Genomic DNA, 23,270 nt, shown 5'->3' with positions numbered 1-23,270 from the left:
AGCGCCGCTCCTTGGCTGCACGTAATGCCCTGGCGTTATGCACCGGGGTAATTCTGACCATACCGACCTCGCATTCAATGAAATAAAAACAGAAAAATCAGAGATGTCCGGTGGTCCGGTGCATATACCCTAAGCGTGTTAAATATTTAAATAAACTAACTTTTGGGAATATGCATAGAAGGTCTGTCACCCCGGTTCACAGGGCGAGCCGAGGGGCCGTGGTTGGTAGACCCGCGCGGTCCCGGCCGGCTGGCTCGGCGCGCAGGCGGCAATGCGTAACGTGCGCGTGGGCGCCCAGCGTGAATTGTTGCCGACACGATCGAGAATGCAGTACGTCACCTCCAGGCGGCTGTCATCACCGGCCTCGACAATCACCGTCGAAGGCACCCACACCTGCACGACCACCCCGACGGCCTTGGCCTGGATCCGTGGCAGGTCCATGCGTACATCTCCCCAGCGCAGGGTGATGGCATCGCCCGTGGCCATGTTCAGGTAAGGCGCGATGGTCAGCGGAATACCCCGTCGCACCTGGCGACCGTTGACGCCGTAGCGACGGATGGTCTCGGGCAAACCGACGGGGGCGAGGTTGTGGTTTTCGTCGCTGTACAGGGGGGAGGGCTGGCCACCGGGGTATCGGGTCTTTACACACACACCTTTCACGGCCGAGCGGGCAGGTGCACGACCGACTTGCATGACCTGGTAATGCACCTGGGCCAGGCCGTCCTGCACAAAACTTTCCGGCACCCGCAGATGGGTCGGTGAGCCGACCTTGCACGCGCTCACCCTGCGTGAGGCGGCAAAGCAGTTGTTCCAGAACAGTTCGATCAAGTCGCCCTCATCCATGCCGGGGTAAGGCGCGATGTCCACCTGCAGTTGACTGGCCGCCAGTGCGTTGATGCCGTGCCGGTTAGCCTGGGGCAAGGTGGGGGCTGTGAGCAGGGCCGGGGTTGCAGTGCGCGTCATAAGTAATCTCCTTGATGCAGCCAGCAGCAATCGTTCCAGCCCCGCGGCGCGGGTGCGCAGGTGGGCTGAAAGGAACGATTCAGTGAGTAGCCGGGATAGGATCCAATCCTCTGGACGCTAGATAAGAGGGTTGGCCAAGGAGCGTCAATGGCGGCAAAAGGCTAAACGGCGGGTTGGAGCAGATTCAGAAGGGTCTGACCGGGCAGGGGATTTTTGGAACGGGGAGACGGCGGGTTTACGCGTGGATGGCGAGGATTTCCTGTAGGAGCCGATTGTGTGATGAGGGAGCAAGCTCCCTCGGCACATCAGTGGGCGAGGAACTTGCTCAGGAACTGCCGGGTGCGTTCTTCCTTGGGGTTGGCGAACAACGCCTTGGCTTCGCCTTGCTCCACGATCACGCCCTTGTCGAAGAAGATCACCCGGTTGGCCACATCGCGGGCAAAGCTCATTTCGTGGGTGACGATGACCATGGTGCGGTTTTCTTCGGCGAGGCTGCGGATGGTCGCCAGCACTTCGCCCACCAGCTCCGGGTCCAGCGCCGAGGTGGGTTCGTCGAACAGGATCACCTCCGGCTCCATGGCCAGCGCGCGGGCAATCGCCACGCGCTGTTGCTGGCCGCCGGACAGGCGCCGTGGGTAGGCGTCTTCCTTGCCCGCCAGGCCAACCCTGGCTAGCAGCTTGCGCCCAAGGGCAACAGCGGCTTCACGGGGCATCTTCTTGACCACGGTCGGCCCTTCGATGACGTTTTCCAGCGCTGTGCGGTGGGGGAACAGGTTGAAGTTCTGGAACACAAAACCCACGTGCTGGCGCAGGCGCCGCACCAGGCCTTGTTGCTGGTTGAGCGGTTTGCTGCCGTCGATCTGGATGTCGCCCACCTTGATCCGGCCGCTGGTGGGTTCTTCGAGGAAATTCAGGCAGCGCAGGAAGGTGGTCTTGCCGGAACCGCTGGGGCCGATGATGGCGACGACTTCGCCTTCCTTGACCTCCAGGTCGATGCCGTTGAGCACAACCTGGCCGTTGAACTGTTTGGTCAGTTTTTCAACCACGATCATGCTTCAAGACTCCAGGTCATGCCGGTTGACCCGGTCTTCCAGGCGGTTTTGGAAATGCGCCAGGATACTGATGAGTACCCAATAGATCAGGGCGGCCGACAGGTACATGGCAAACATTTCGAAGGTCCGCGCAGACACCAGTTGTGCCTGGCGCAACAGCTCCGGCACTTGAATGGTTGCGGCCAGCGAGGTGTCCTTCACCAGTGAGGTAAAGCTGTTGCCCAGTGGTGGCAGTGCCGTACGCATCGCCTGCGGCAGGATCGCCCGGCGCAGGGTCTGCACACGGGTCATGCCGATACTGGCAGCGGCTTCCCACTGGCCGCGCTCGATGGAGCTGATGGCGGCACGCAGGGTTTCACAGATATATGCGGCCATGTTCAGCGAGAGGCCGATCAGGGCGGCGGGAATCGGGTCCAGCTCGATGCCCACTTGCGGCAGGCCGTAATACATCACGAACAGCTGTACCAGCAACGGCGTGCCGCGAAAGAACGACACGTAGACGCGGGCGATCCAGCTCACCAGCCTGATGCGCGAGAGGCGCATCAGTGCCAGGCCGAAGCCCAGCAGAAAGCCGAAAAACATTCCGCCCAGGCTCAGGATGACGGTGAAGTACACGCCCTGCAGCAAGAAGGGCGTGGAATCCAGGACGAGTTGGAGCTTTGCTTCCATTATTGAGTAACGTCAGCGTTGAAGTACTTATCCGACAGCTTCTTCAAGGTGCCGTCAGCGCGCAATTTGTCGAGGGCCTTGTTCACCGCCTCAAGCAGTTCAGGTTCGCCTTTGCGTAGGGCAATACCGGCTTCCTGACGGGAGAAGGCAGCACCGGCAGCGACGGTGTCCGGGGCTTTCTTGGCATATTCCAGGGCCGCCAGGCGGTCGATCAGGATGGCGTCGATGCGGCCGATGCGCAGGTCCTGGAACTTGGTAGGATCATCTTCGTAGGTACGGATATCAGCGGTAGGCACATTGGCTTTTACCCACTCCTCGTAGTTGGTGCCCAGGCCGACACCCACCTTTTTACCGGCCAGGTCGGCGGCTGATTTGATGTTGAGCTTGTCTTCGTTCTTTTTCAGGACCAGCGCTTGAATCCCGGAAACGGTGTAGGGCTCGGAGAAGTCGTATTTTTTCTTGCGCTCGTCGGAGATGGTCACCTGGTTGATCACTGCATCCAGACGCTTGGATTCCAATGCCGCCAGAATGCCGTCCCATTTGGTGGCCTGCAGCTTGACCTTCACACCCAGTTCTTTGGCCAGCGCTTCGGACAGCTCGACTTCGAAGCCCGCCAGTTTGCCTTTCTCATCCTGGAAGCTGAACGGCGGGTAGGTGCCTTCCAGGCCGATTTTGATCTCGCCGGCCTTTTTGATGTTGCCCAGTTGCTCGCCGGCAACCGCCTGGCCCAGCCAACCGGCGCCGAGAGCCAGACCCAAAGTGCCAACCAGCAACGTGCGACGCAATACAGAAATAGTCATGAAGAGCCCCTGTGTTTTTTATGTTGAGCGAAGCAGGTGACGCGGTAGTCGTATCCTGCCTTAAAGCGCGTAGCGCGTCTTCGCCTGCGGCGCGATGATAAAGTCGGGTTTTAAGACTTGAAAATAATATTAAACTCAATGGATATTCTATTTTTGAATATGTGTTGAGTCTAATGTGGGAGGGGGCAAGCCCTAATGCCAGTCAGTTAAGCGTACATCGCCTCCTGTAGGAGCGAGCTTGCTCGCGAAAAACGTCAACGATAACGCGTGCTTCCTGAATGAACGCGGCGCCTGTGAGTTTTTCGCGAGCAAGCTCGCTCCTACAAAAAGCCTTAACTGACTGGCATTAGGGCTTGCCCCCTCCCACATTTGGCCCGCATTTATTCAGTTGAAAACCGAGTCATAGGCAAACAACGCCGGTGCCCCGCCGGTATGCAGGAAAATAATCGGCCCGTCTTCAAAACGTTGACGCCCGATACCGTCCAGCAAGCCGGCCATGGCCTTGCCAGTGTAGACCGGGTCCAGCAGCAGGCCTTCCTGGCTTGCCAATAGCTTGACCGCCGAAAGGGTGCCGGCGTTGGGTTCGCCATAACGGGGGCCGAAATACTCGTCCCACAGGATCACCTTGAACGCGTCGGGGATGTCCACACCGAGCAACTCGGCCGTGCGTTCGGCCAGGCCCTGGACTTTCGGGAACTGCACTTCTTCGGTGCGCGATACGGTGATGCCGATCACGGGCAACTGCGGCAGTACTTCGCTTAATGCCAAGGCCAGGCCGCTGTGGGTGCCGGCACTGCCGGAGGCCAGCACCACGGCGGCGAATTCGATACCGCTGTCTTCGATCTGTGCGGCCAGCTCCAGGCCGGCGCGCACGTAACCGAGGGCGCCGAGGGCATTGGAACCGCCGATAGGCACCAGGTACGGCTTCTTGCCGTTGCTGCGCAGGCGATCGGCAAGGGCGTTGAGTTGGTCGTCGACGTTGTCGAGGTTTTCCACCAACTCTACCTTGGCGTCGAACAACTCCAGCAGCAGGCGGTTGCCGTTGCCCAGGTAGTTGGGGTCTTCGGTGCCGGTGGGGTTTTCCAGCAGGGCGACGCAGCCCAGGCCGAGCCTGGCGGCGAGGGCGGCGGTCTGGCGTACGTGGTTGGACTGGATCGCGCCGGCGGTCACCAGGGTGTCGGCGCCCTGGGCGATGGCATCGGCTGCCAGGTATTCGAGTTTGCGCAGCTTGTTGCCACCCATGGCCAGCGGCGTGGTGTCGTCGCGCTTGACGTAGATGTCGCGTCCCAACCAGGTCGACAGCCGTTCGAGTTTTTCCAGGGCGGTGGCGCCGCCGAGCAGTTCCAGGCGGTTAAAACGGTCGAGCTGTTGCTTGATCATGGCTACGCACGGTGGCTAAGGGATGGAGCGACTATAGGCAGGCACTTTTCATCGGGCAACCGTCAATCGCTTATGCCTGATGGTTCTTAGCATCACACCATTGGTTCTTAAGGGCGGCCAGGGTGGATACCGTAAAGTGATGGCCATTACGTCAGGAGTGAATACCGTGAGTGAGCGTTCCAGCCATTGGCAGTTACAGACCATCGTCAGCCAACTGCGCAGCGCCCGTGACCAGTGGCGAACACGCAATGGCCGCTTGAGCGGCGAGCATGGCGGTCGCGAATTGCCGTCCCGTGAAGCCGTTGCCCAGATTCTCGAGTCCCTCTGCGGTGCGCTGTTTCCGATGCGCCTGGGGCCGGCGGACTTGCGTGAAGAAAGTGAAGATTTCTACGTCGGCCATACCCTCGACGTCGCCCTGAATGCCTTACTGGCCCAGGCGCGCCTGGAGTTGCGTTATGCCGCGCGCCAGGGCGGCGAGGATGACAGCCAGATCGACGCCCATGCCATCCGGCTGATCCAGGATTTCGCCCTGGCCTTGCCGTCCCTGCGCAGCCTGTTGGACACCGACGTACTCGCCGCCTACCACGGCGACCCGGCCGCGCGCAGCGTGGATGAAGTGCTGTTGTGCTACCCGGGGATCCTCGCGGTGATTCACCATCGCCTGGCCCACCACCTGTACCGCGCCGGCTTGCCGCTGCTGGCACGGATCAGCGCGGAAATCGCCCACTCGGCCACCGGCATCGATATCCACCCCGGCGCGCAGATCGGCCCGAGCTTCTTCATCGACCACGGCACGGGCGTGGTGATCGGTGAAACCGCGATCATCGGCGAGCGGGTGCGCATCTATCAGGCCGTCACCTTGGGGGCCAAGCGCTTCCCGGCGGATGAAGATGGGCAACTGCAGAAGGGCCATGCGCGCCACCCGATTGTCGAGGACGACGTGGTGATCTATGCCGGGGCGACGATTCTCGGACGCATCACCATCGGCAAGGGGTCGACCATTGGCGGCAATGTGTGGCTGACCCGCAGTGTGCCGGCGGGGGCGAATATTACGCAGGCGAATCTGCAGCATGACGACGGTGCGCAGAAGTAGAGCCCTACGCAGATCCCCTGTGGGAGGGGGCTTGCTCCCGATAGCGGAGTGTCAGTTGGTACATCCATTGACTGACACACCGCCATCGGGAGCAAGCCCCCTCCCACATTGTTAGCCTCATTCCAGATTTACCCCGCAATCACTGAACGATTTACCTCTTCCACCCGTCATACCAATCCTTGAGCTAGTGTAGGAATTATCTACCACTCAGCCCTGCGATTAGTCCCAGACCGCCTACCTATGTTTAACTTGAACGTTCGTTCAAGTTAAACCCGGTGGTTCGCTGCCCGCTCACAACAGGAGGCTTACCTTTGCTGAGTCCGTTTTATACAGCCACATCCCTCACCCTCGGGGTGCATCGTTCATGAGTGCATCGTCCACCCCATCCAGCGGCCTGGTGCGCATGAATGCGCCGGTCTTCTACTTTGCCGCCACCTTCATCTTGCTGTTCGGCATCACTGTCATCGCTATCCCGCAACAGGCCGGGGCCTGGTTGCTGGCGGCGCAAAACTGGGCGGCCAACACGGTCGGCTGGTACTACATGCTGGCGATGACCCTGTATCTGGTCTTCGTGGTGGTCACCGCGCTATCGGGCTACGGCAAGATAAAACTCGGTGCCGACCACGACGAGCCCGAATTCAGTTACCTGTCCTGGGCCGGCATGCTGTTCGCCGCCGGAATCAGCATCACGTTGTTCTTCTTCTGCGTGTCCGAGCCGCTGACGCATCTGGTGCAACCGCCCCAGGGCGAGGCCATGAATGCCGACGCCGCGCGCCAGGCCATGCAGGTGCTGTTCCTGCACTGGGGCCTGCACGGCTGGGGCGTGTTTGCGTTTGTCGGCATGGCGCTGGCGTATTTCGCCTACCGGCATAACCTGCCGCTGGCGTTGCGCTCGGCGCTGTATCCGCTGATCGGCAAGCGCATCAATGGCCCTATCGGCTATGCGGTGGATGGCTTCGGCATCATTGCCACGGTGTTCGGCCTGGGTGCCGACATGGGCTTTGGCGTGCTGCACCTCAATTCCGGCCTCGACTACCTGTTCGGCGTTGCCCACACCCAGTGGATCCAGGTCGGCTTGATCACCCTGATGATGGGCGCGGCGATCCTGGTCGCCGTGGCCGGCGTCGACAAGGGCGTGCGGGTGATGTCCGATATCAACATGCTGCTGGCCTGCGCGCTGCTGCTGTTCGTGTTGTTCGCCGGGCCGACCCAGCACTTGCTCAATACCCTGATCCAGAACATTGGTGACTACCTGGGCGCATTGCCGACCAAGAGTTTCGATGTGTACGCCTACGACAAACCGAGCGACTGGCTGGGCGGCTGGACGGTGTTCTACTGGGCCTGGTGGATTGCATGGTCGCCATTCGTAGGCCTGTTTATCGCGCGCATTTCCCGTGGCCGGACCATCCGCGAATTCGTGTTCGGTGTGCTGCTGATCCCGCTGGGTTTCACCCTGGCGTGGATGTCGATTTTCGGCAACAGCGCCATCGACCAGGTGCTCAACCACGGCATGACTGCACTCGGCCAGTCGGCCATCGATGATCCGTCGATGAGCCTCTACCTGCTGCTGGAAACCTACCCGTGGAGCAAGACGGTGATCGCGGTCACGGTGTTCATCAGCTTCGTATTCTTCGTAACTTCCGCTGACTCGGGCACCGTAGTGCTGTCCACCCTCTCTTCCAAAGGCGGCAACGCCGATGAAGATGGGCCGAAATGGCTGCGGGTGTTCTGGGGTGCGATGACCGCGCTGGTCACCAGTGCCTTGCTGTTTGCCGGCAGCATCGATTCGCTGAAATCGGCGGTGGTGCTGACCTCGCTGCCGTTCTCGCTGATCCTGTTGCTGATGATGTGGGGGCTGCACAAGGCCTTCTACCTAGAGTCGCAAAAGCAGATTGCGCAGTTGCATTCGCTGGCGCCGGTGTCCGGCTCCCGCAAGGGCACCGGCGGTTGGCGCCAGCGTTTGAGCCAGGCCGTGCATTTCCCGTCGAGGGACGAGGTGTACCGGTTCCTTGAGACCACGGTGCGTCCGGCGATCGAAGAAGTGACGGCGGTGTTTGTCGAAAAAGGCCTCAACGTCGTCACCCAGCCGGACCCGTCCAACGACAGCGTCAGCCTGGAAATCGGTCACGGCGAAGAGCATCCGTTCGTGTACCAGGTGCAGATGCGCGGCTATTTCACGCCCTCATTTGCACGCGGCGGCATGGGTTCCAAGCAGCTCAACAATCGCCGCTACTACCGCGCGGAAGTGCACCTGAGCGAGGGCAGTCAGGACTACGACCTGGTGGGCTACACCAAGGAGCAGATCATCAACGACATCCTTGACCAGTACGAGCGCCACCTGCAGTTCCTGCACTTGGTGCGCTGACGTTAAACTCCCCGCAAAGCCCCGTTCTACGGGGCTTTCTTAAACTTAATTTCATCCGTCAAGACGCTGTTTTGACGCGTAACTGTCATCTGGCCACTGCGTAATTGTGTGAAGCGTTTGACGCTTTCATTTCAGAACAGTGACGGAGACCGGTACCCATGAAGACGTTTTTAAGCCCTGTGGTGGGAGCCGCCATGGCGAGCTTTATGCTGTCCGCCCACGCCGATTTTATCGATGACAGCCACGCCGACGTGACCCTGCTCAACCGCTATCTCAACCAGCAGGGACGGGACGTGGTGGGCAGCAATGCCAAGGCCCATAGCATTCGGGATTGGGGCCAGGGTTTCGAGTTCAACTTCAAGTCCGGCTACACCGAGGGGCCTGTGGGCTTCGGCCTCGATCTACAGGCGTTCTACGGCCTGAAACTGGACTCCGGCGGCGACCTCAACGACAAGGATCACCAGGGCCGCTACCCCGGCAGCATGTTCCCACTGGACAATGGCAAGTCCGCCGACCAGTTCGGCGTGTTGAGCCCGACGTTCAAGATGCGTTTCGCCAAGGATGAATTGCGCGTCGGCACGCTCTACGGCAACAACCCGATACTCGCCAACACCGACGGGCGCCTTTACCAGCAGACCAATACCGGTGTGCAACTGGTGTCCAAGGATCTCAGCGACTTCACCTTCACCGGCGGCGATATCTTCAAGACCAAGATCCGCAACGAAACCGGCGACCAGGGCATGATCACCGCTGGCGGGACCAAAGAAAGCGACCGCTTCCTGTTCGGCGGTGCGGATTACACCGGGATACAGAACACCACTGTCAGCCTGTGGTACTCCAACCTTGAGGACTACTACCAGCAGTTTTTCCTCGGTGCCAAGCGCCATGACGCCTTGTCGGTCGGTGCGATCGATACCGACGTGCGCGTGTTCCGCAGCCTGGGTGTGGGCGGCAACGCCGACGGCGACAAGGACTTTGCCGCAGCGGGCCTGTATGGCGACGGCGTGAACAAGGGCCGCATCAACCAGTCCACCGTCAGCCTGCTGGAAAGCTACAGCCTGGACGGCCATACCGTCGGCCTGGGCATCCAGAAAAACAGCGGCGACAGCGACTTCCCGTACCTCGACTCCGGCCTTAACAGCGGTGACGCGCGCCAAGGCCCAGGCTCGGGTGCCGACACCCCGGCGCTGACCAACATGCAGTTGAACAAATTCCAGCATGCCGGCGAACGTACCTGGCTGGCGCAGTACAGATATGATTTGGGCAAACTCGGCCTCAACGGCCTGACGTTCTCCGCCGCCTACGCCCACGGCGATGACATCCGCACCGCCCAGGGCACCACCAGCGAATGGGAGCGAAACGTGGCGGTGGCGTATCAAGTGCCGACCGGTACCCTCAAAGGCCTTGGCGTCACGTGGAAAAACGCCCACGCCAGTCCGGACATTACCGGTGCCACCGTGCAGGATGAAAACCGCTTCTATGTCAGCTATGTCGTTCCACTCTGGTAGGAAATTGCTGTAAAACGGAAGGGCAGACTTAAGCGATTCAGCTGGTTAAAAGGCCTGGGAATATCGTTATTCCCAGGCCTTATTTGCCTACGTCCAAGAGAGGATTCGATGACTTACATTGCTGCCGAAAACCGCTATGAATCTATCCCGTATCGCCGCGTAGGCCGCAGTGGACTGGTGCTGCCGGCACTGTCCCTGGGGCTGTGGCACAACTTTGGCGACAGCACCCCGATCGACACCCAGCGCGCCCTGCTGCGCACCGCGTTCGACCTGGGCATCAACCACTTCGATCTGGCCAACAATTACGGCCCACCCTACGGCAGCGCCGAGATCAACTTCGGTCGTTTGCTGCGCGAAGACTTCAAGCACTACCGCGACGAATTGATCATCTCCAGCAAGGCTGGCTGGGACATGTGGCCGGGCCCTTACGGCCAGGGCGGCGGCTCACGCAAATACGTGCTGGCAAGCCTGGACCAGAGCCTGCAACGCCTGGGCGTCGACTACGTGGACATTTTCTACTCCCACCGTTTTGATGCCGATACGCCCCTGGAAGAAACCGCCAGCGCCCTCGCCACCGCCGTGCAACAGGGCAAGGCGTTGTACATCGGTATCTCGTCTTACTCCGGGGTGAAAACCCGCGAAATCGCCGCGCTGCTCAAAGAGTGGAAGGTGCCGCTGCTGATCCACCAACCGGCCTACAACCTGCTCAACCGCTGGGTGGAAAAAGACCTGCTGGACACCACCGAAGAACTCGGCGCCGGAGTGATTGCCTTCACGCCACTGGCCCAGGGTTTGCTCACCGACAAGTACCTCAATGGCGTGCCGGCCGACGCACGGGTCAACCGCCCGGGGGGTGGTTCGTTGCAGGCCAAGCACCTGTCCGAAGCCAACATCGCCCACGTGCGTGCGTTGAACGAAATCGCCCAGCGCCGTGGCCAGAGCCTGGCGCAATTGGCGCTGGCCTGGACGTTGCGCGACCCACGGGTGACCAGCGCGTTGATTGGCGCGAGCCGGCCGGAGCAGATCATCGAGAACGTCGGCGCGTTGAAGAACTTGAGCTTCAGTGCGGAGGAACTGGCGGAGATCGATCGGTTTGCGCAGGAAGGTGGGATTAACCTGTGGGAAAAGCCATCCAGCGCGGAATAACCTGACAGCACCGGGTCAATGTGGGAGGGGGCTACACCCCGATGGCGGTGTGTCAGTCACTTGATTAGTTGACTGACCCAGAGCTATCGGGGGCAAGCCCCCTCCCACATTTGATTTGCAGTGTGGTTTAGAACGGCACATCCCCAAGAATCGTCGCCCGATGCATCACCCGCCGTTGCGGCCGGTAGTCATCCACCGCGTAATGTTGGGTCACGCGGTTATCCCAGAAGGCCACGTCGTTCTCCTGCCAGCGCCAGCGGAGGGTGAATTCCGGGCGTGTCGCGTGGGCGAACAGCAGCTTGAGAATCGCCTCGCTTTCCGCCGGTTCCAGTTCATTGATCCTGGTGGTAAACCCATCACTGACAAACAGCGACTTACGCCCGCTCACCGGATGCGTGCGCACGACCGGGTGTGACAGAGGTGGGTTTTTCCTGCGGGTTTCTTCCCAGCGCGCCAGGTCTTCGGCGCTGTTGCCAAAGCGTTCCAGCGGGAAGGATTTGGTGAAGTCGTGGGTAGCCGTCAGCCCATCGAGCAACCGCTTCAACGGCTCGGACAACGCCTCGTAAGCCGCGATGCCACTGGCCCACAGCGTATCGCCGCCGTACGCCGGCAGCAGCTTGGCACTCAGCACCGCACCGAGGGCCGGGGTGGGCAGGAAGGTCACATCGGTGTGCCATACGGCGTTATCGCGCACGTCGGTGACGGCGGTGTCGAGGATCAGCACTTCGGGCTGTTCCGGCACGTTGGGGTAGATCGGGTGGATGTGCAGGTCGCCGAAGTTCGCCGCGAACCGCGCCTGTTGCGGCGGGGTGATCGGCTGGCCACGGAAGAACAGCACCGAATGGCTGAGCAACGCCTGTTCGATGGCATCGCGATGTTCGGTGCTCAGCGGCCGGGTAATATCCACGCCACTGATCTGGGCGCCCAGGGCGGTGCTCAAGGGGGTAACGGTCAGGCTGCTCATGCTGTTCTCACTCAATGTGCCTGGCCATGCCAAGGCACTAACTTACGCTGCAGGGCGCGCAGGCCCATTTCCATGGCGAAGGCGATCAGGGCGATCACCAGGATCCCCAGCACCACCACATCGGTCACCAGGAACTGCGCCGCCGATTGCACCATGAAACCCAGGCCGCTGGTGGCGGCGATCAGTTCGGCGGCGACCAGGGTCGACCAGCCCACACCCAGGCCGATACGCACCCCGGTGAGGATGTCGGGCAGGGCGCTCGGCAGGATCACATGGCGAATCAGCTGCGCACGGGTGGCGCCCAGCGACTGCGCCGCCCGCAGCTTGGCCGGGTCGACGGTGCGTACGCCGGTCGCGGTGGCGATGGCGATGGGCGCAAAGATCGCCAGGTAAATCAGCAGCACCTTGGACAGCTCGCCGATACCGCACCAGATCACGATCAATGGCAGGTAAGCCAGGGGCGGAATCGGCCGGTAAAACTCGATCAGCGGGTCGAGAATGCCGCGGGCGATGCGGTTGGCGCCGATGGCAATGCCTACCGGCACGGCGGTCAGCACCGCGAAGCCCAGGCCCAGGCCGATCCGGCTGAGGCTCGCGCCCAGGTGCTGCCACAAGGTGGAATCCATATAGCCCGTAGTCGCCAGCAGCCAGCCTTTTTGCAGCACGGCCGAGGGCGGTGGCAGGAACAACGGTTCGATCAGGCCGGTGGCGGTGACGGCCCACCAGAGGGCCAGCAAGGCGACCAGGGTCAACAGGCTGATCCAGCGTGTACTCAGGCTGCGACGCACAGGAATGACCGCGTGCGCCACCGGCTTGGCAGCGGTGGCGGGGAGTTCGTAGCTGCTCATGCGGACACCTGCCGTTGCGAGAACACTTTGCCCAGCACGTGTTCGCGGGTTTCGATAAAGCGCGGGTCGGACTTGATCGCCCGCGCCGACTCACCGGCCGCGTAGCGCTGGCCGAAGTCCAGGTGCAGGCGTTCGACGATCTGGCCCGGGTTGGGCGCCAGCAGGATCAGGTCGGTGGCGAGGAACACCGCTTCTTCGATGTCATGGGTAATCAGGAACACCGGCTTGGCCGTGCGCCGCCAGACTTGCAGCAACAGTTCCTGCATCTGCTCACGGGTGAAGGCATCGAGGGCGCCGAAGGGTTCGTCCATCAGCAGCACGCGCGGGTCGGCGGCCAGGGCGCGGGCCAGGCCGACGCGTTGCTTCTGGCCGCCGGAGAGTTGCCAGATGCGGCGATTGTCGAAGCCGGCGAGATCCACCAGCGCGAGCATTTCCCGGGCGCGCACTTCGCGCTGCGCCTTGGGCACGCCGGCCAGTTCCAGGCCGAAACCGACGTTGGCCAGCACGTCCTGCCAGGGCAACAGCGCGTCGTCCTGGAACACCACGCCGCGTTCGGCGCTGGGGCCTTTGACCGGCACGCCATCAAGGGTGATGCGCCCGGCAGAAGGCTCGACAAAGCCGGCAATCAGGTTCAACAGCGAAGTCTTGCCACTGCCGGACGGGCCGAGGGCCACCAGCAATTGCTGGGGCCCCAGGTCGAGTGAAATGTCAGACAGTACCGGTTCTGTGGCGCCTGGGTACTGTGCGCTGATGCGCTCCAGTTGTAGCAAGGCCATCGCGATGAACTCCTTGAATCAGTTAGTGATGAACTTGGCGCTGACGTAAGGGGCGTAGTCCGGCAGCACGGCGTCGACCTTGCCTTGCTCCTTGAGGAAGGCAGCGGTATCGGTCACGGCCTTGGTGGTTGGTGCGCCCAGCAGGGTCACCTGGTCAGCGGCCAGCGGGTAGACGTTGCCTTGCAGCAGCAGCGGGATGTCGCTGGCCTTGGCGCCGGAGAGTTTCACCAGTTTGTCGACGTTGCCTGTGTCGGCGAGCCAGGCTTGTGGGTCTTTGCGGTAGGCGGCGTAGGCATCCAGGGTGACCTTGGCGAAGGCGGTGACGATTTCCGGGTGCTTCTGCGCGAAGTCCTTGCGCACGATCCAGGCATCGAAGGTCGGCGCGCCGAACTTGGCCAGCTCGCCGGAGGTGATCAGCACCTTGCCGTTTTCCTTGGCCACGCCCAGGGCCGGGTCCCATACGTAGGTAGCGTCGATGTCACCGCGCTTCCAGGCCGCGATGATCGCCGGCGGTGCGAGGTTGAGGATGGTCACTTTCGACGGGTCGATGTTCCAGTGCTTCAGCGCGGCCAGCAGGCTGTAGTGGCCGGTGGACACGAAGGGCACGGCGATTTTCTTGCCGATCAGGTCCTGGGGGCCGTTGATCCCGGAACCGTTGCGCGCCACCAGGGCTTCGGCACCGCCGATCTGGGTGGCAACCAGGAAAGTTTCCACCGGCACCTTGCGGGTGATCGCAGCGGTCAGTGGGCTGGAACCGAGGTAGCCGATCTGCACGTCGCCGGAGGCGATGGCGGCGATGATGTCGGCACCATTGTCGAATTTGCGCCAGTCGATCTTGGCGTTAGTGGCTTTTTCGTACGCACCGTCGGCCTGGGCAACTTTGGCCGGGTCTACGGTGGTCTGGTAAGCGATGGTTACATCCGCCGCCTGGGCAAACAGGCTGGCACCGGCGAGGGACAACGCGGCCATGAGGCGCAGAGGGGTTAACAGTTTCAAGGGGAAGCTCCTCAATCAGGCGGCCGAGGGTCGGCGTGTGAGGAGACTAAATGATCTAAGAATCCGAAAATAAATAACATTTTCGAATTAGCTTATGGGCGAAAGGTTGAAGCGAATCTTGAGCTTGATGAGGGCAAATGTGGGAGGGGGCTTGCCCCTCCCACCATGGACCGAGTTCGGTCTTAGTTACTGATCGCCAGAATACTCGCCTGGTACGAGCCGACAAACACATCAAAATCGCCCACTTCGTTCTGCTCCAGTTCCGCTTGCTGCGCCAGCGACGTGCGCGCCAGCTCTTCAAAGCGCGCCTGCTCTTCTGCGGGCAACGGCTCGCGGCGGAAGTACTCGGCGTGCACCTCGCTCTGATGCAGGGAGAACTGCGCGAAACTCTCTTTGCGCTCGGCCATCGCCGCCAGTACCTGCGCCGAAGGGGTCAGGGACGGGTCCTTGACCTTGGCCAGTTGGGCGTCCAGTGCCTGGCTGTGTTCGGTGATGCCGTGGCTTTCATCCAGCAGCGCAGCCAGCGGGGCAATCTTCTCCAGAAGCTCGGTGGCCCATTCCTTCATGTCCACGGCCTGGCCCTTGCGCTGCAATTGCAGGCCCGGGCGCCGGCCTTCCTTGACCACGCTGAGGAAGTTGGACGTGGCGTTGCCGCACTCGTTGTCGGCGAACAGCGGGCTGTCGTTCAGCGCGCAGTACAGCAGGAATGCATCGAGGAAACGCGACTCCGGCAGGTCGATGCCCATCGGCAGGAACGGGTTGATGTCCAGGCAGCGCACTTCGATGTACTGGATGCCACGGGCCATCAGCGCCTGGATCGGCCGCTCGCCGGTGTAGGTCACGCGCTTGGGGCGGATGTTGGAGTAGTACTCGTTTTCGATCTGCAGGATGTTGGTGTTGAGCTGTACCCACTCACCGTCCTTGTGGGTGCCGACTTCGACATAGGGCGCGTAGGGCGTTGCCACCGCTTCGCGCAGGCTGTCGGTGTAGCTGGCCAGGTCGTTGTAGCACGGCGTCAGGCCGGCCTGGGCGTTGCTCTGGTAACCCAGGTCGCTCATGCGCAGGCTGGTGGCGTACGGCAGGTACAGGGTGTCGGCGTCGAGCACTTCCAATTGGTGCGAGCGACCGCGCAGGAAACCCGCGTCCAGGGCCGGCGAGGCGCCGAACAGGTACATCAGCAGCCAGCTGTAGCGGCGGAAGTTGCGGATCAGCGCGATATAGGCCGTGGACTGATAGTCGCGGTCGGTGCCGACGAAGCCTTCAGTCTCCTTGAGCAGCGGCCATAGCTGTTCCGGCAGAGAAAAGTTGTAGTGGATGCCGGCGATGCACTGCATGGTCTTGCCGTAACGCAGGGCCAGGCCCTTGCGGTACACGTACTTGAGCTGTCCGATATTGGAGGTGCCGTAGTAGGCAATCGGAATGTCTTCCTCGGCCGGCAACGGGCACGGCATCGAGGGGCTCCACAGGTATTCACTGCCGAGCTTGGTGTAGGCAAAACGATGGATCTTGTCCAGGCTGCTCAGGGTGTCGGCCGGGTTGGGCAGGGCCGGGGTAATGAACTCCAGCAGCGATTCCGAGTAGTCGGTGGTGATCTGTTCATGGGTCAACGCGGCGCCCAGGGCTTCGGGGTGCGGCGTTTGTGCCAGGCGACCCTCACCGGTGACACGTAGGCATTCACGCTCGATGCCGTGCAAGCACTGCTCTAGCAGGGAGAGGTGTTCGCGCTTGCCGAGCAGGGCCAGGCGGCGGTTGAGAAGTTCGCTCAAGTTGGATTCCTTCACGCGTCAGTCGCCCCAATATGGGGGTGGGCAGGACGGTCTACAAGGGTGAAGTTAAAACTGGCGTGATCGCCTGGTTTTGAGTCGATTTGACCCGCGTTAAAAAAGCCTACTTCACTCCATGAATTGGGCTATAGCGCAGCAAGAAAATTCCGACGCTGTTATCGCAGCGCCGAAATTAACTCAAATCGGGGGCGGGGAGCTATAGGACAGCGAACGTGCCCTGTGCTTTTGCGACAAGTCTTTCGTCCTGATACACATCGGCTTCGACCACCAGCGTGCGCCGACCGGCGTGAATCACGCGGCTGGTACACAGCACGTCACCGTCTTCCACGGCGCGGATGTAGTTGATCTTGCATTCGATGGTCGCGCTCTGCTGGTCAAACCCATGGGCGCTGGAGCAGGCCAGTCCCATGGTGATGTCCACCAGGCTGAAAATCGCCCCGCCATGGAGCTTGCCCGCGCGGTTGCGCAGGTGCGGCTCCAGGGTCAGGGCCACTTCGGCAACGCCTTCTTCGAGGCGTTGCAGGCGGCAGCCGATCAGTTCGCTGAACGCGCTCTGGGTCAAACCGGCGGGGATTTCCATCAGCGTTTCTTCAACTGCTTGGCGTTGGCGAACAGCGAGGCCATGGCGTTGTTGCTTGGCGCTGCGGTGGCGGTTTCCTTGCGCGGTTGACTGTTTTCGGAGCGGTTCTGCGACTGGCGCGGTGCCGAGCCCGGACGTGCACCACGGGCGCCGTCGATTTTTTCCCCTGGGGTATCGCTCATGCGCATCGACAGGCCAACGCGTTTGCGCGGGATGTCGACTTCCATGACCTTGACCTTGACCACATCACCGGCCTTCACGGCTTCGCGCGGATCCTTGATGAACTTCTCCGAAAGCGCAGAGATGTGCACCAAACCGTCCTGATGCACGCCGATGTCCACAAACGCGCCGAAGTTGGTCACGTTGGTGACCACGCCTTCGAGGATCATGCCCAGTTGCAGGTCCTTGAGGTCTTCGACGCCGTCCTGGAACTCGGCGGTCTTGAACTCGGGACGCGGGTCGCGGCCAGGTTTTTCCAGCTCTTGCAGGATGTCGGTGATGGTCGGCACGCCGAAGGTTTCGTCGGTGTACTTCTTTGGGTCCAGGCGCTTGAGGAACGCGGCGTCGCCGATCAACGAGCGGATGTCGCGGTCGGTCTCGGCGGCGATACGTTGCACCAACGGATAGGCTTCCGGGTGAACGGCGGACGAATCCAGCGGGTTGTCGCCGTTCATTACGCGCAGGAAACCGGCGGCTTGCTCGAAAGTTTTTTCACCCAGGCGGGCGACTTTTTTCAGCGCGGCACGGGTTTTGAACGCACCGTTTTCGTCGCGGTGAGTGACGATGTTCTGCGCCAGGGTGGCATTGAGGCCGGAGATACGCGCCAGCAGCGCCACGGAGGCGGTGTTCACGTCCACGCCCACGGCGTTTACGCAGTCTTCCACCACCGCATCCAGGCCGCGTGCCAGTTTCAGCTGTGACACGTCGTGCTGGTACTGGCCGACACCGATGGATTTAGGATCGATTTTCACCAGCTCTGCCAGCGGATCCTGCAGGCGACGGGCGATGGACACCGCGCCACGGATCGACACGTCGAGGTCCGGGAATTCCTTGGAGGCCAGTTCCGACGCCGAGTACACCGAAGCACCGGCTTCGGAGACCATCACCTTGGTCATCTTCATGGCTGGGTATTTTTTGATCAGTTCGGCGGCCAGCTTGTCGGTTTCACGGCTGGCAGTGCCGTTGCCGATGGCGATCAGGTCCACCGCATGCTTGGCGCACAGGGCGGCCAGGATGGCGAGGGTCTGGTCCCACTTGTTGTGCGGCACGTGTGGGTACACGGTGGCGTGGTCCAGCAGCTTGCCGGTGGCATCGACCACGGCGACCTTGCAGCCGGTGCGCAGGCCCGGGTCGAGGCCCAGGGTGGCGCGCGGGCCGGCCGGTGCGGCCAGCAGCAGGTCGTGCAGGTTGTGGGCGAAGACGTTGATCGCCTCGGTTTCTGCGCCGTCGCGCAACTCGCCGAGCAGGTCGGTTTCCAGGTGGGTGTAGAGCTTGACCTTCCAGGTCCAGCGCACGACTTCACCGAGCCACTTGTCCGCAGGACGATTCTGATTCTGGATGCCGAATTGTTGGCCGATCATGCCCTCGCACGGGTGCATGGTGCCCGGCAGTTCGTCGCCGACTTTCAGCGCGGAGCTGAGAATGCCTTCGTTGCGGCCACGGAAAATCGCCAGCGCACGGTGGGACGGCATGCTTTTCAGCGGTTCGTCGTGTTCGAAGTAGTCGCGGAACTTGGCGCCTTCTTCCTCTTTGCCGGCGATGACGCGGGCGCTGAGGGTGGCTTCCTGTTTCAGGTAGTTGCGCAGTTTTTCCAGCAGGTTGGCGTCTTCGGCGAAGCGTTCCATCAGGATGTACTTGGCGCCTTCGAGGGCGGCCTTGACGTCGGCAACGCCTTTCTCTGCGTTGACGAAGCGCGCGGCTTCGGTGTCCGGGGTCAGCGAGGGGTCGTTGAACAGGCCGTCGGCCAGTTCGCCCAGGCCGGCTTCCAGGGCGATCTGGCCCTTGGTGCGGCGCTTCTGTTTGTACGGCAGGTAAAGGTCTTCGAGGCGGGTCTTGGTGTCGGCGAGCTTGATGTCGCGTTCAAGCTGAGGCGTCAGCTTGCCCTGCTCCTCGATGCTGGCGAGGATGCTGATACGCCGTTCGTCGAGTTCTCGCAGGTAGCGCAGGCGTTCTTCAAGGTGCCGCAGCTGGATGTCGTCGAGGCTGCCGGTCACTTCTTTCCGGTAACGGGCGATGAAGGGCACCGTGGAGCCTTCATCCAGTAGAGCGACGGCCGCTTCGACCTGTTGTGGGCGTACGCCGAGTTCTTCGGCGATGCGGCTGTTGATGCTGTCCATAAAACCACCTGAAATTCTGAAAAGCAGCCCGCAGGCCCGGGAAACAAGGCCTGGCGCGGCTGGTTGAGCGGCCCGACCGGCGCCGCTACCTGGGTCAAGAGGCAGCCTATTGACCCTCGAAATCGAAAAAATCACCACAAGCGGGGAAAAAAAGCCCGGCAGTAAACGGCAACGATCTGACGTTGCCCTGCACGAAGGCGCCGCATTATAACCAGCGTTCTGCCCTTGGGGGGTACTGCGCCAGTGGTTGGAAGGCGAGGGTTCGCTGGCAGTAGAGGAAAAATCTGCTAACAATGCACACGGTGCGTATAACGGCAGCTACGCCATAATGCGCGCCGAGATAAGAGGAGCATCCAATGAGCAGCACTGCACAAACTGCTGAAGGCGAAAAAATTCTCATCGTTGATGACGATCCGGGGCTGAGCAGCCTGCTGGAGCGTTTCTTCAACTCCAAGGGCTACCGTGCCCGCGCGGTGCCGAACACCGAGCAGATGGACCGTCTCCTGGGGCGTGAAGTATTCAACCTGGTCGTACTCGACCTGATGCTGCCCGGCGAAGACGGCCTCACCGCCTGCAAGCGCCTGCGCGGCGCGAACAACCAGATTCCAATCATCATGCTGACCGCCAAGGGCGATGAGCTGAGCCGCATCAAGGGTCTCGAGCTGGGCGCCGATGACTACCTTGCCAAGCCTTTCAACCCTGACGAGTTGATGGCGCGGGTCAAAGCCGTGCTGCGTCGTCAGGCGCCGCCGGTACCGGGCGCGCCGGGCAGCGAAGACGAAAGCGTCACCTTTGGCGACTACGAGCTGTCGCTGGCGACCCGCGAGCTCAAGCGTGGCGACGAAGTGCATATGCTCACCACCGGTGAATTCGCCGTGCTCAAGGCGCTGGTGATGAACGCGCGTCAGCCGCTGACCCGCGACAAACTGATGAACTTGGCACGCGGTCGCGAATGGGACGCCCTGGAACGTTCCATCGACGTGCAGATTTCCCGTCTGCGCCGGATGATCGAGCCGGACCCGTCCAAACCTCGGTATATCCAGACTGTCTGGGGTGTGGGCTATGTGTTTGTGCCGGATGGCACCGCAACCAAGTGACCGATGATTTGCAGGGCGGGCATCCTGGCGCTTGACTCCATGAGGGTCGACGGGATGCCCGGCGTCTGCAATTCTGCGAGCGCCGCTCGTTCCTGCAAGGTGTCCAGCTGTCTTCTATGAAAACCCCTCTGTGGTTCCCGCAAAGTTTCTTCTCCCGCACCCTTTGGCTGGTGCTGATCGTCGTGCTGTTTTCCAAGGCGCTGACACTGGTTTATCTGCTGATGAACGAAGACGTGCTGGTGGACCGGCAGTACAGCCACGGTGTCGCCCTGACGCTGCGTGGTTACTGGGCTGTAGACCCTGAGAACCGCGAAAAGGTAGCCAAGGCCTCGACGTTGACCCGCGTTGACGGGGCTGGTGTACCCGAGGGTGAGCAGCATTGGCCCTACAGCGAGATCTACCAGCGCCAGATGCAGGCCGAACTGGGCGAGGACACCGAGGTGCGCTTGCGCATGCATGTTTCACCTGCGCTGTGGGTAAGGGCGCCGAGCCTTGGTGATGCCTGGATCAAGGTTCCGCTGTATCCGCACCCTTTGCGGGGGCAGAAGATCTGGAACGTGTTGGGTTGGTTCCTGGCCATCGGCTTGCTTTCCACCGCGTCGGCGTGGATTTTCGTTCGCCAGCTCAACCAACCGCTTAAGCGCCTGGTGTTTGCCGCCCGCCAATTGGGCCAGGGGCGCAGCGTGCGCCTGCCGGTCAGCGATACGCCCAGTGAAATGACCGAGGTGTATGGCGCCTTCAACCAGATGGCGGAGGATGTCGAACAGGCCGGGCGGGAGCGCGAGCTGATGCTGGCGGGGGTGTCCCATGACTTGCGCACGCCCTTGACGCGATTGCGCCTGTCCCTGGAGCTGATGGGCAACCATAGCGACCTCACCGACGACATGGTTCGCGACATCGAAGACATGGACGCGATTCTCGACCAGTTCCTGGCGTTTATCCGTGATGGTCGTGACGAGGTGGTGGAGGAAGTCGATCTCACGGACCTGGTGCGTGAGGTTGTGGCGCCCTACAACCAGAATGGCGAGCAAGTGCGCATGCGCCTTGAGCCGATCCAGCCGTTTGCGTTGCGTCGGGTGTCGATGAAGCGCCTGCTGAACAACCTGATCGGCAACGCTTTGCACCACGCCGGTTCGGATGTTGAAGTGGCTGCGTATGTGTCTGGCGACAGTGCTGCGCCGTACGTAGTGCTGAGTGTGATGGACCGGGGGGCGGGCATCGATCCGGACGAGCTGGAGGGTATCTTCAACCCCTTCACCCGTGGCGACCGTGCCCGGGGTGGCAAAGGGACCGGCTTGGGGCTGGCGATCGTGCGGCGGATTGCGTCGATGCACGGCGGCAATGTCGAGTTGCGTAACCGCGAAGGCGGTGGCCTTGAGGCGCGGGTACGCTTGCCGCTTGGGCTGATGCTGCCCAGAGATGCGGTATAGAAACAGCTGCAAGTTTCAAGCTTGAAGCCGCAAGAGAAAGGCACACAGCTTTTGCCCTTTCTTGCAGCTTATAGCTTGAAGCTGACAGCTCCCGTCTCTAACCCTTGCCCTTGGTCCTGGTCATATTCGGTCCACCATTCTTCTCCAGATGTTGAATGATGATCCCCGCCACATCCTTCCCAGTGGTGGTCTCTATCCCTTCCAGGCCCGGCGACGAGTTCACCTCCATTACCAGTGGCCCATGGTTGGAGCGCAGGATATCCACACCCGCCACTGCCAACCCCATGACCTTGGCCGCCCGCAGCGCGGTCATGCGTTCTTCCGGGGTGATCTTGATCAGGCTGGCGCTGCCGCCACGGTGCAGGTTGGAGCGGAACTCTCCGGGCTTGGCCTGGCGCTTCATGGCTGCGATCACCTTGTCGCCCACCACGAAGCAGCGAATATCCGCACCGCCGGCTTCCTTGATGTACTCCTGGACCATGATGTTCTGCTTGAGGCCCATGAATGCCTCGATCACGGATTCCGCTGCGGTCGCGGTTTCACACAGCACCACACCGATGCCCTGGGTGCCTTCCAGCACCTTGATCACCAGCGGCGCGCCGTTGACCATTTCGATCAGGTCGGGAATGTCGTCGGGGGAGTGGGCAAAGCCGGTGACCGGCAGGCCGATGCCCCGCCGCGAGAGCAGTTGCAACGAGCGTAATTTGTCCCGCGAGCGTGCAATGGCCACGGATTCATTGAGGGGGAAAACCCCCATCATTTCGAATTGGCGCAACACGGCGCAGCCATAGAACGTCACCGAGGCGCCAATCCGAGGGATCACCGCATCAAACCCCTCCAGCGGTTTACCGCGGTAATGGATCTGCGGCTTGTGGCTGGCGATGTTCATATAGGCACGCAACGTGTCGATCACCACCATTTCGTGGCCACGTTCGGTGCCGGCCTCGACCAGGCGGCGGGTGGAATACAGACGCGGGTTTCGCGACAGCACAGCAATCTTCATGCAGCACCTGGGGCAGAAATAGTAGAGACCGGGAACACCGGCTTGTCTTGAACGTACTTGACGCCGGGATTGACCACCAGGTGGCCGTCAATCAGCGCCTTGGAACCCAGCAACAGGCGATAACGCATGGCTTTGCGGCAGGCCAGGGTGAACTCCACCCGCCATACCCGATCACCCAGTGCCAGGGTGGTGCTGATCACGTAGCGCACCTGCGCATGGCCATTGGAGCTCTTGATGGTTTTCATCGTCACCAGGGGCGCTTCGCAGCGGCGGTGACGCAGTTGCACGACGCTGCCCAGGTGCGCGGTAAAGCGCACCCACTTCTCGCCGTCGCGCTCAAACGGCTCGATGTCGGTGGCATGCAGGCTGGAGGTGCTGGCACCGGTGTCGATCTTGGCACGCAGGCCTGCCACTCCCAAGTCGGGAAGTGCCACCCATTCACGCAGACCTACAACGGTCAAATGGTCAAATGTCTTCAAT

At 61.5% G+C, this 23,270-nt stretch carries 20 protein-coding genes; 6 read left to right on the top strand and 14 right to left on the bottom strand.

The window, feature by feature from the left end; genetic code table 11:
* Positions 1-186 precede the first annotated feature (186 nt).
* The 5 genes from Q8X51_RS17275 to Q8X51_RS17255 all read right to left on the bottom strand — a co-directional run bounded on the left by Q8X51_RS17275 (position 187) and on the right by Q8X51_RS17255 (position 4,864).
* Positions 187-963 (bottom strand): hypothetical protein, encoded by a 777-nt coding sequence (locus Q8X51_RS17275; protein ID WP_137212723.1) that lies wholly within the window; start codon positions 961-963, stop codon positions 187-189.
* A 305-nt stretch (positions 964-1,268) separates the two neighbouring features.
* The gene (gene tcyN, locus Q8X51_RS17270; RefSeq protein WP_027607834.1) at positions 1,269-2,015 is read right to left on the bottom strand and encodes an L-cystine ABC transporter ATP-binding protein TcyN; all 747 of its coding nucleotides are present in this window, start codon (positions 2,013-2,015) and stop codon (positions 1,269-1,271) included.
* Between the two features lie 3 nt (positions 2,016-2,018).
* The gene (tcyL, locus tag Q8X51_RS17265; protein WP_065925825.1) at positions 2,019-2,684 is read right to left on the bottom strand and encodes a cystine ABC transporter permease; all 666 of its coding nucleotides are present in this window, start codon (positions 2,682-2,684) and stop codon (positions 2,019-2,021) included.
* The gene (gene tcyJ, locus Q8X51_RS17260) at positions 2,684-3,484 is read right to left on the bottom strand and encodes a cystine ABC transporter substrate-binding protein (protein WP_065925824.1); all 801 of its coding nucleotides are present in this window, start codon (positions 3,482-3,484) and stop codon (positions 2,684-2,686) included. The genes tcyL and tcyJ overlap by 1 nt, the downstream gene beginning before the upstream one ends.
* A 384-nt stretch (positions 3,485-3,868) precedes the next feature.
* Positions 3,869-4,864 carry a D-cysteine desulfhydrase gene (locus tag Q8X51_RS17255; protein ID WP_407693512.1) on the bottom strand — a complete coding sequence of 332 codons (996 nt, stop codon included), beginning with the start codon at positions 4,862-4,864 and terminating at the stop codon, positions 3,869-3,871.
* Positions 4,865-5,030: 166 nt separating this feature from the next.
* Between Q8X51_RS17255 and epsC the strand changes: the two genes are divergently transcribed.
* The 4 genes from epsC (at position 5,031) to mgrA (ending at position 10,976) form a co-directional block, all read left to right on the top strand.
* Positions 5,031-5,957 carry a serine O-acetyltransferase EpsC gene (gene epsC / locus Q8X51_RS17250; RefSeq protein WP_027607830.1) on the top strand — a complete coding sequence of 309 codons (927 nt, stop codon included), beginning with the start codon at positions 5,031-5,033 and terminating at the stop codon, positions 5,955-5,957.
* A gap of 403 nt (positions 5,958-6,360) precedes the next feature.
* Positions 6,361-8,322 carry a choline transporter BetT gene (gene betT, locus Q8X51_RS17245; protein WP_162844283.1) on the top strand — a complete coding sequence of 654 codons (1,962 nt, stop codon included), beginning with the start codon at positions 6,361-6,363 and terminating at the stop codon, positions 8,320-8,322.
* Positions 8,323-8,480: 158 nt separating this feature from the next.
* The gene (locus Q8X51_RS17240; RefSeq protein WP_330215696.1) at positions 8,481-9,830 is read left to right on the top strand and encodes an OprD family outer membrane porin; all 1,350 of its coding nucleotides are present in this window, start codon (positions 8,481-8,483) and stop codon (positions 9,828-9,830) included.
* Between the two features lie 108 nt (positions 9,831-9,938).
* Positions 9,939-10,976 (top strand): L-glyceraldehyde 3-phosphate reductase, encoded by a 1,038-nt coding sequence (mgrA, locus tag Q8X51_RS17235; RefSeq protein ID WP_053140257.1) that lies wholly within the window; start codon positions 9,939-9,941, stop codon positions 10,974-10,976.
* Between the two features lie 127 nt (positions 10,977-11,103).
* Here mgrA and tauD read toward each other — a convergent pair whose 3' ends face one another.
* From tauD to Q8X51_RS17200, 7 genes are all read right to left on the bottom strand, one after another.
* A complete protein-coding gene (tauD, locus tag Q8X51_RS17230) occupies positions 11,104-11,940 on the bottom strand; it encodes a taurine dioxygenase (RefSeq protein WP_065948521.1) in 837 nt (278 codons plus the stop codon).
* Positions 11,941-11,951: 11 nt separating this feature from the next.
* The gene (gene tauC, locus Q8X51_RS17225) at positions 11,952-12,788 is read right to left on the bottom strand and encodes a taurine ABC transporter permease TauC (RefSeq protein WP_027605156.1); all 837 of its coding nucleotides are present in this window, start codon (positions 12,786-12,788) and stop codon (positions 11,952-11,954) included.
* Positions 12,785-13,564: a taurine ABC transporter ATP-binding subunit gene (tauB, locus tag Q8X51_RS17220; RefSeq protein ID WP_065948520.1), complete on the bottom strand. Its 780-nt coding sequence runs from the start codon at positions 13,562-13,564 to the stop codon at positions 12,785-12,787. Before tauB ends, tauC begins: the two co-directional genes overlap by 4 nt.
* An 18-nt stretch (positions 13,565-13,582) precedes the next feature.
* Entirely contained in the window at positions 13,583-14,560 is a 978-nt protein-coding gene (gene tauA, locus Q8X51_RS17215) for a taurine ABC transporter substrate-binding protein (RefSeq protein ID WP_065925819.1), read from the bottom strand.
* Positions 14,561-14,742: 182 nt separating this feature from the next.
* Positions 14,743-16,326, bottom strand: coding sequence for a glutamate--cysteine ligase (gene gshA, locus Q8X51_RS17210; protein WP_027605153.1), 1,584 nt, complete (start codon positions 16,324-16,326; stop codon positions 14,743-14,745).
* Positions 16,327-16,540: 214 nt separating this feature from the next.
* Entirely contained in the window at positions 16,541-16,924 is a 384-nt protein-coding gene (locus tag Q8X51_RS17205; RefSeq protein WP_065925818.1) for a PaaI family thioesterase, read from the bottom strand.
* Positions 16,924-19,260 carry a Tex family protein gene (locus Q8X51_RS17200; protein ID WP_065925817.1) on the bottom strand — a complete coding sequence of 779 codons (2,337 nt, stop codon included), beginning with the start codon at positions 19,258-19,260 and terminating at the stop codon, positions 16,924-16,926. Before Q8X51_RS17200 ends, Q8X51_RS17205 begins: the two co-directional genes overlap by 1 nt.
* A gap of 356 nt (positions 19,261-19,616) precedes the next feature.
* Between Q8X51_RS17200 and ompR the strand changes: the two genes are divergently transcribed.
* Together ompR and Q8X51_RS17190 are read left to right on the top strand one after the other, a co-directional pair.
* Positions 19,617-20,357, top strand: a complete 741-nt coding sequence (ompR, locus tag Q8X51_RS17195; RefSeq protein ID WP_015373500.1) for an osmolarity response regulator transcription factor OmpR — start codon at positions 19,617-19,619, stop codon at positions 20,355-20,357.
* A gap of 116 nt (positions 20,358-20,473) precedes the next feature.
* A complete protein-coding gene (locus Q8X51_RS17190) occupies positions 20,474-21,787 on the top strand; it encodes an ATP-binding protein (protein ID WP_065925816.1) in 1,314 nt (437 codons plus the stop codon).
* 97 nt (positions 21,788-21,884) lie between these two features.
* On the opposite strand, the gene rimK is transcribed toward Q8X51_RS17190, so the two are convergent.
* Both rimK and rimB read right to left on the bottom strand, forming a co-directional pair.
* On the bottom strand, positions 21,885-22,790 hold the full coding sequence (gene rimK / locus Q8X51_RS17185; RefSeq protein ID WP_003171022.1) for a 30S ribosomal protein S6--L-glutamate ligase: 906 nt from the start codon (positions 22,788-22,790) through the stop codon (positions 21,885-21,887).
* Entirely contained in the window at positions 22,787-23,269 is a 483-nt protein-coding gene (gene rimB, locus Q8X51_RS17180; RefSeq protein WP_017526050.1) for a retropepsin-like aspartic endopeptidase RimB, read from the bottom strand. Before rimB ends, rimK begins: the two co-directional genes overlap by 4 nt.
* Position 23,270 lies beyond the last annotated feature (1 nt).

Source organism: Pseudomonas sp. Yb2C2 (assembly GCF_052112325.1).
Classification (GTDB): domain Bacteria; phylum Pseudomonadota; class Gammaproteobacteria; order Pseudomonadales; family Pseudomonadaceae; genus Aquipseudomonas; species Aquipseudomonas marginalis.
This window is presented reverse-complemented; position numbering and strand designations above follow the sequence as displayed.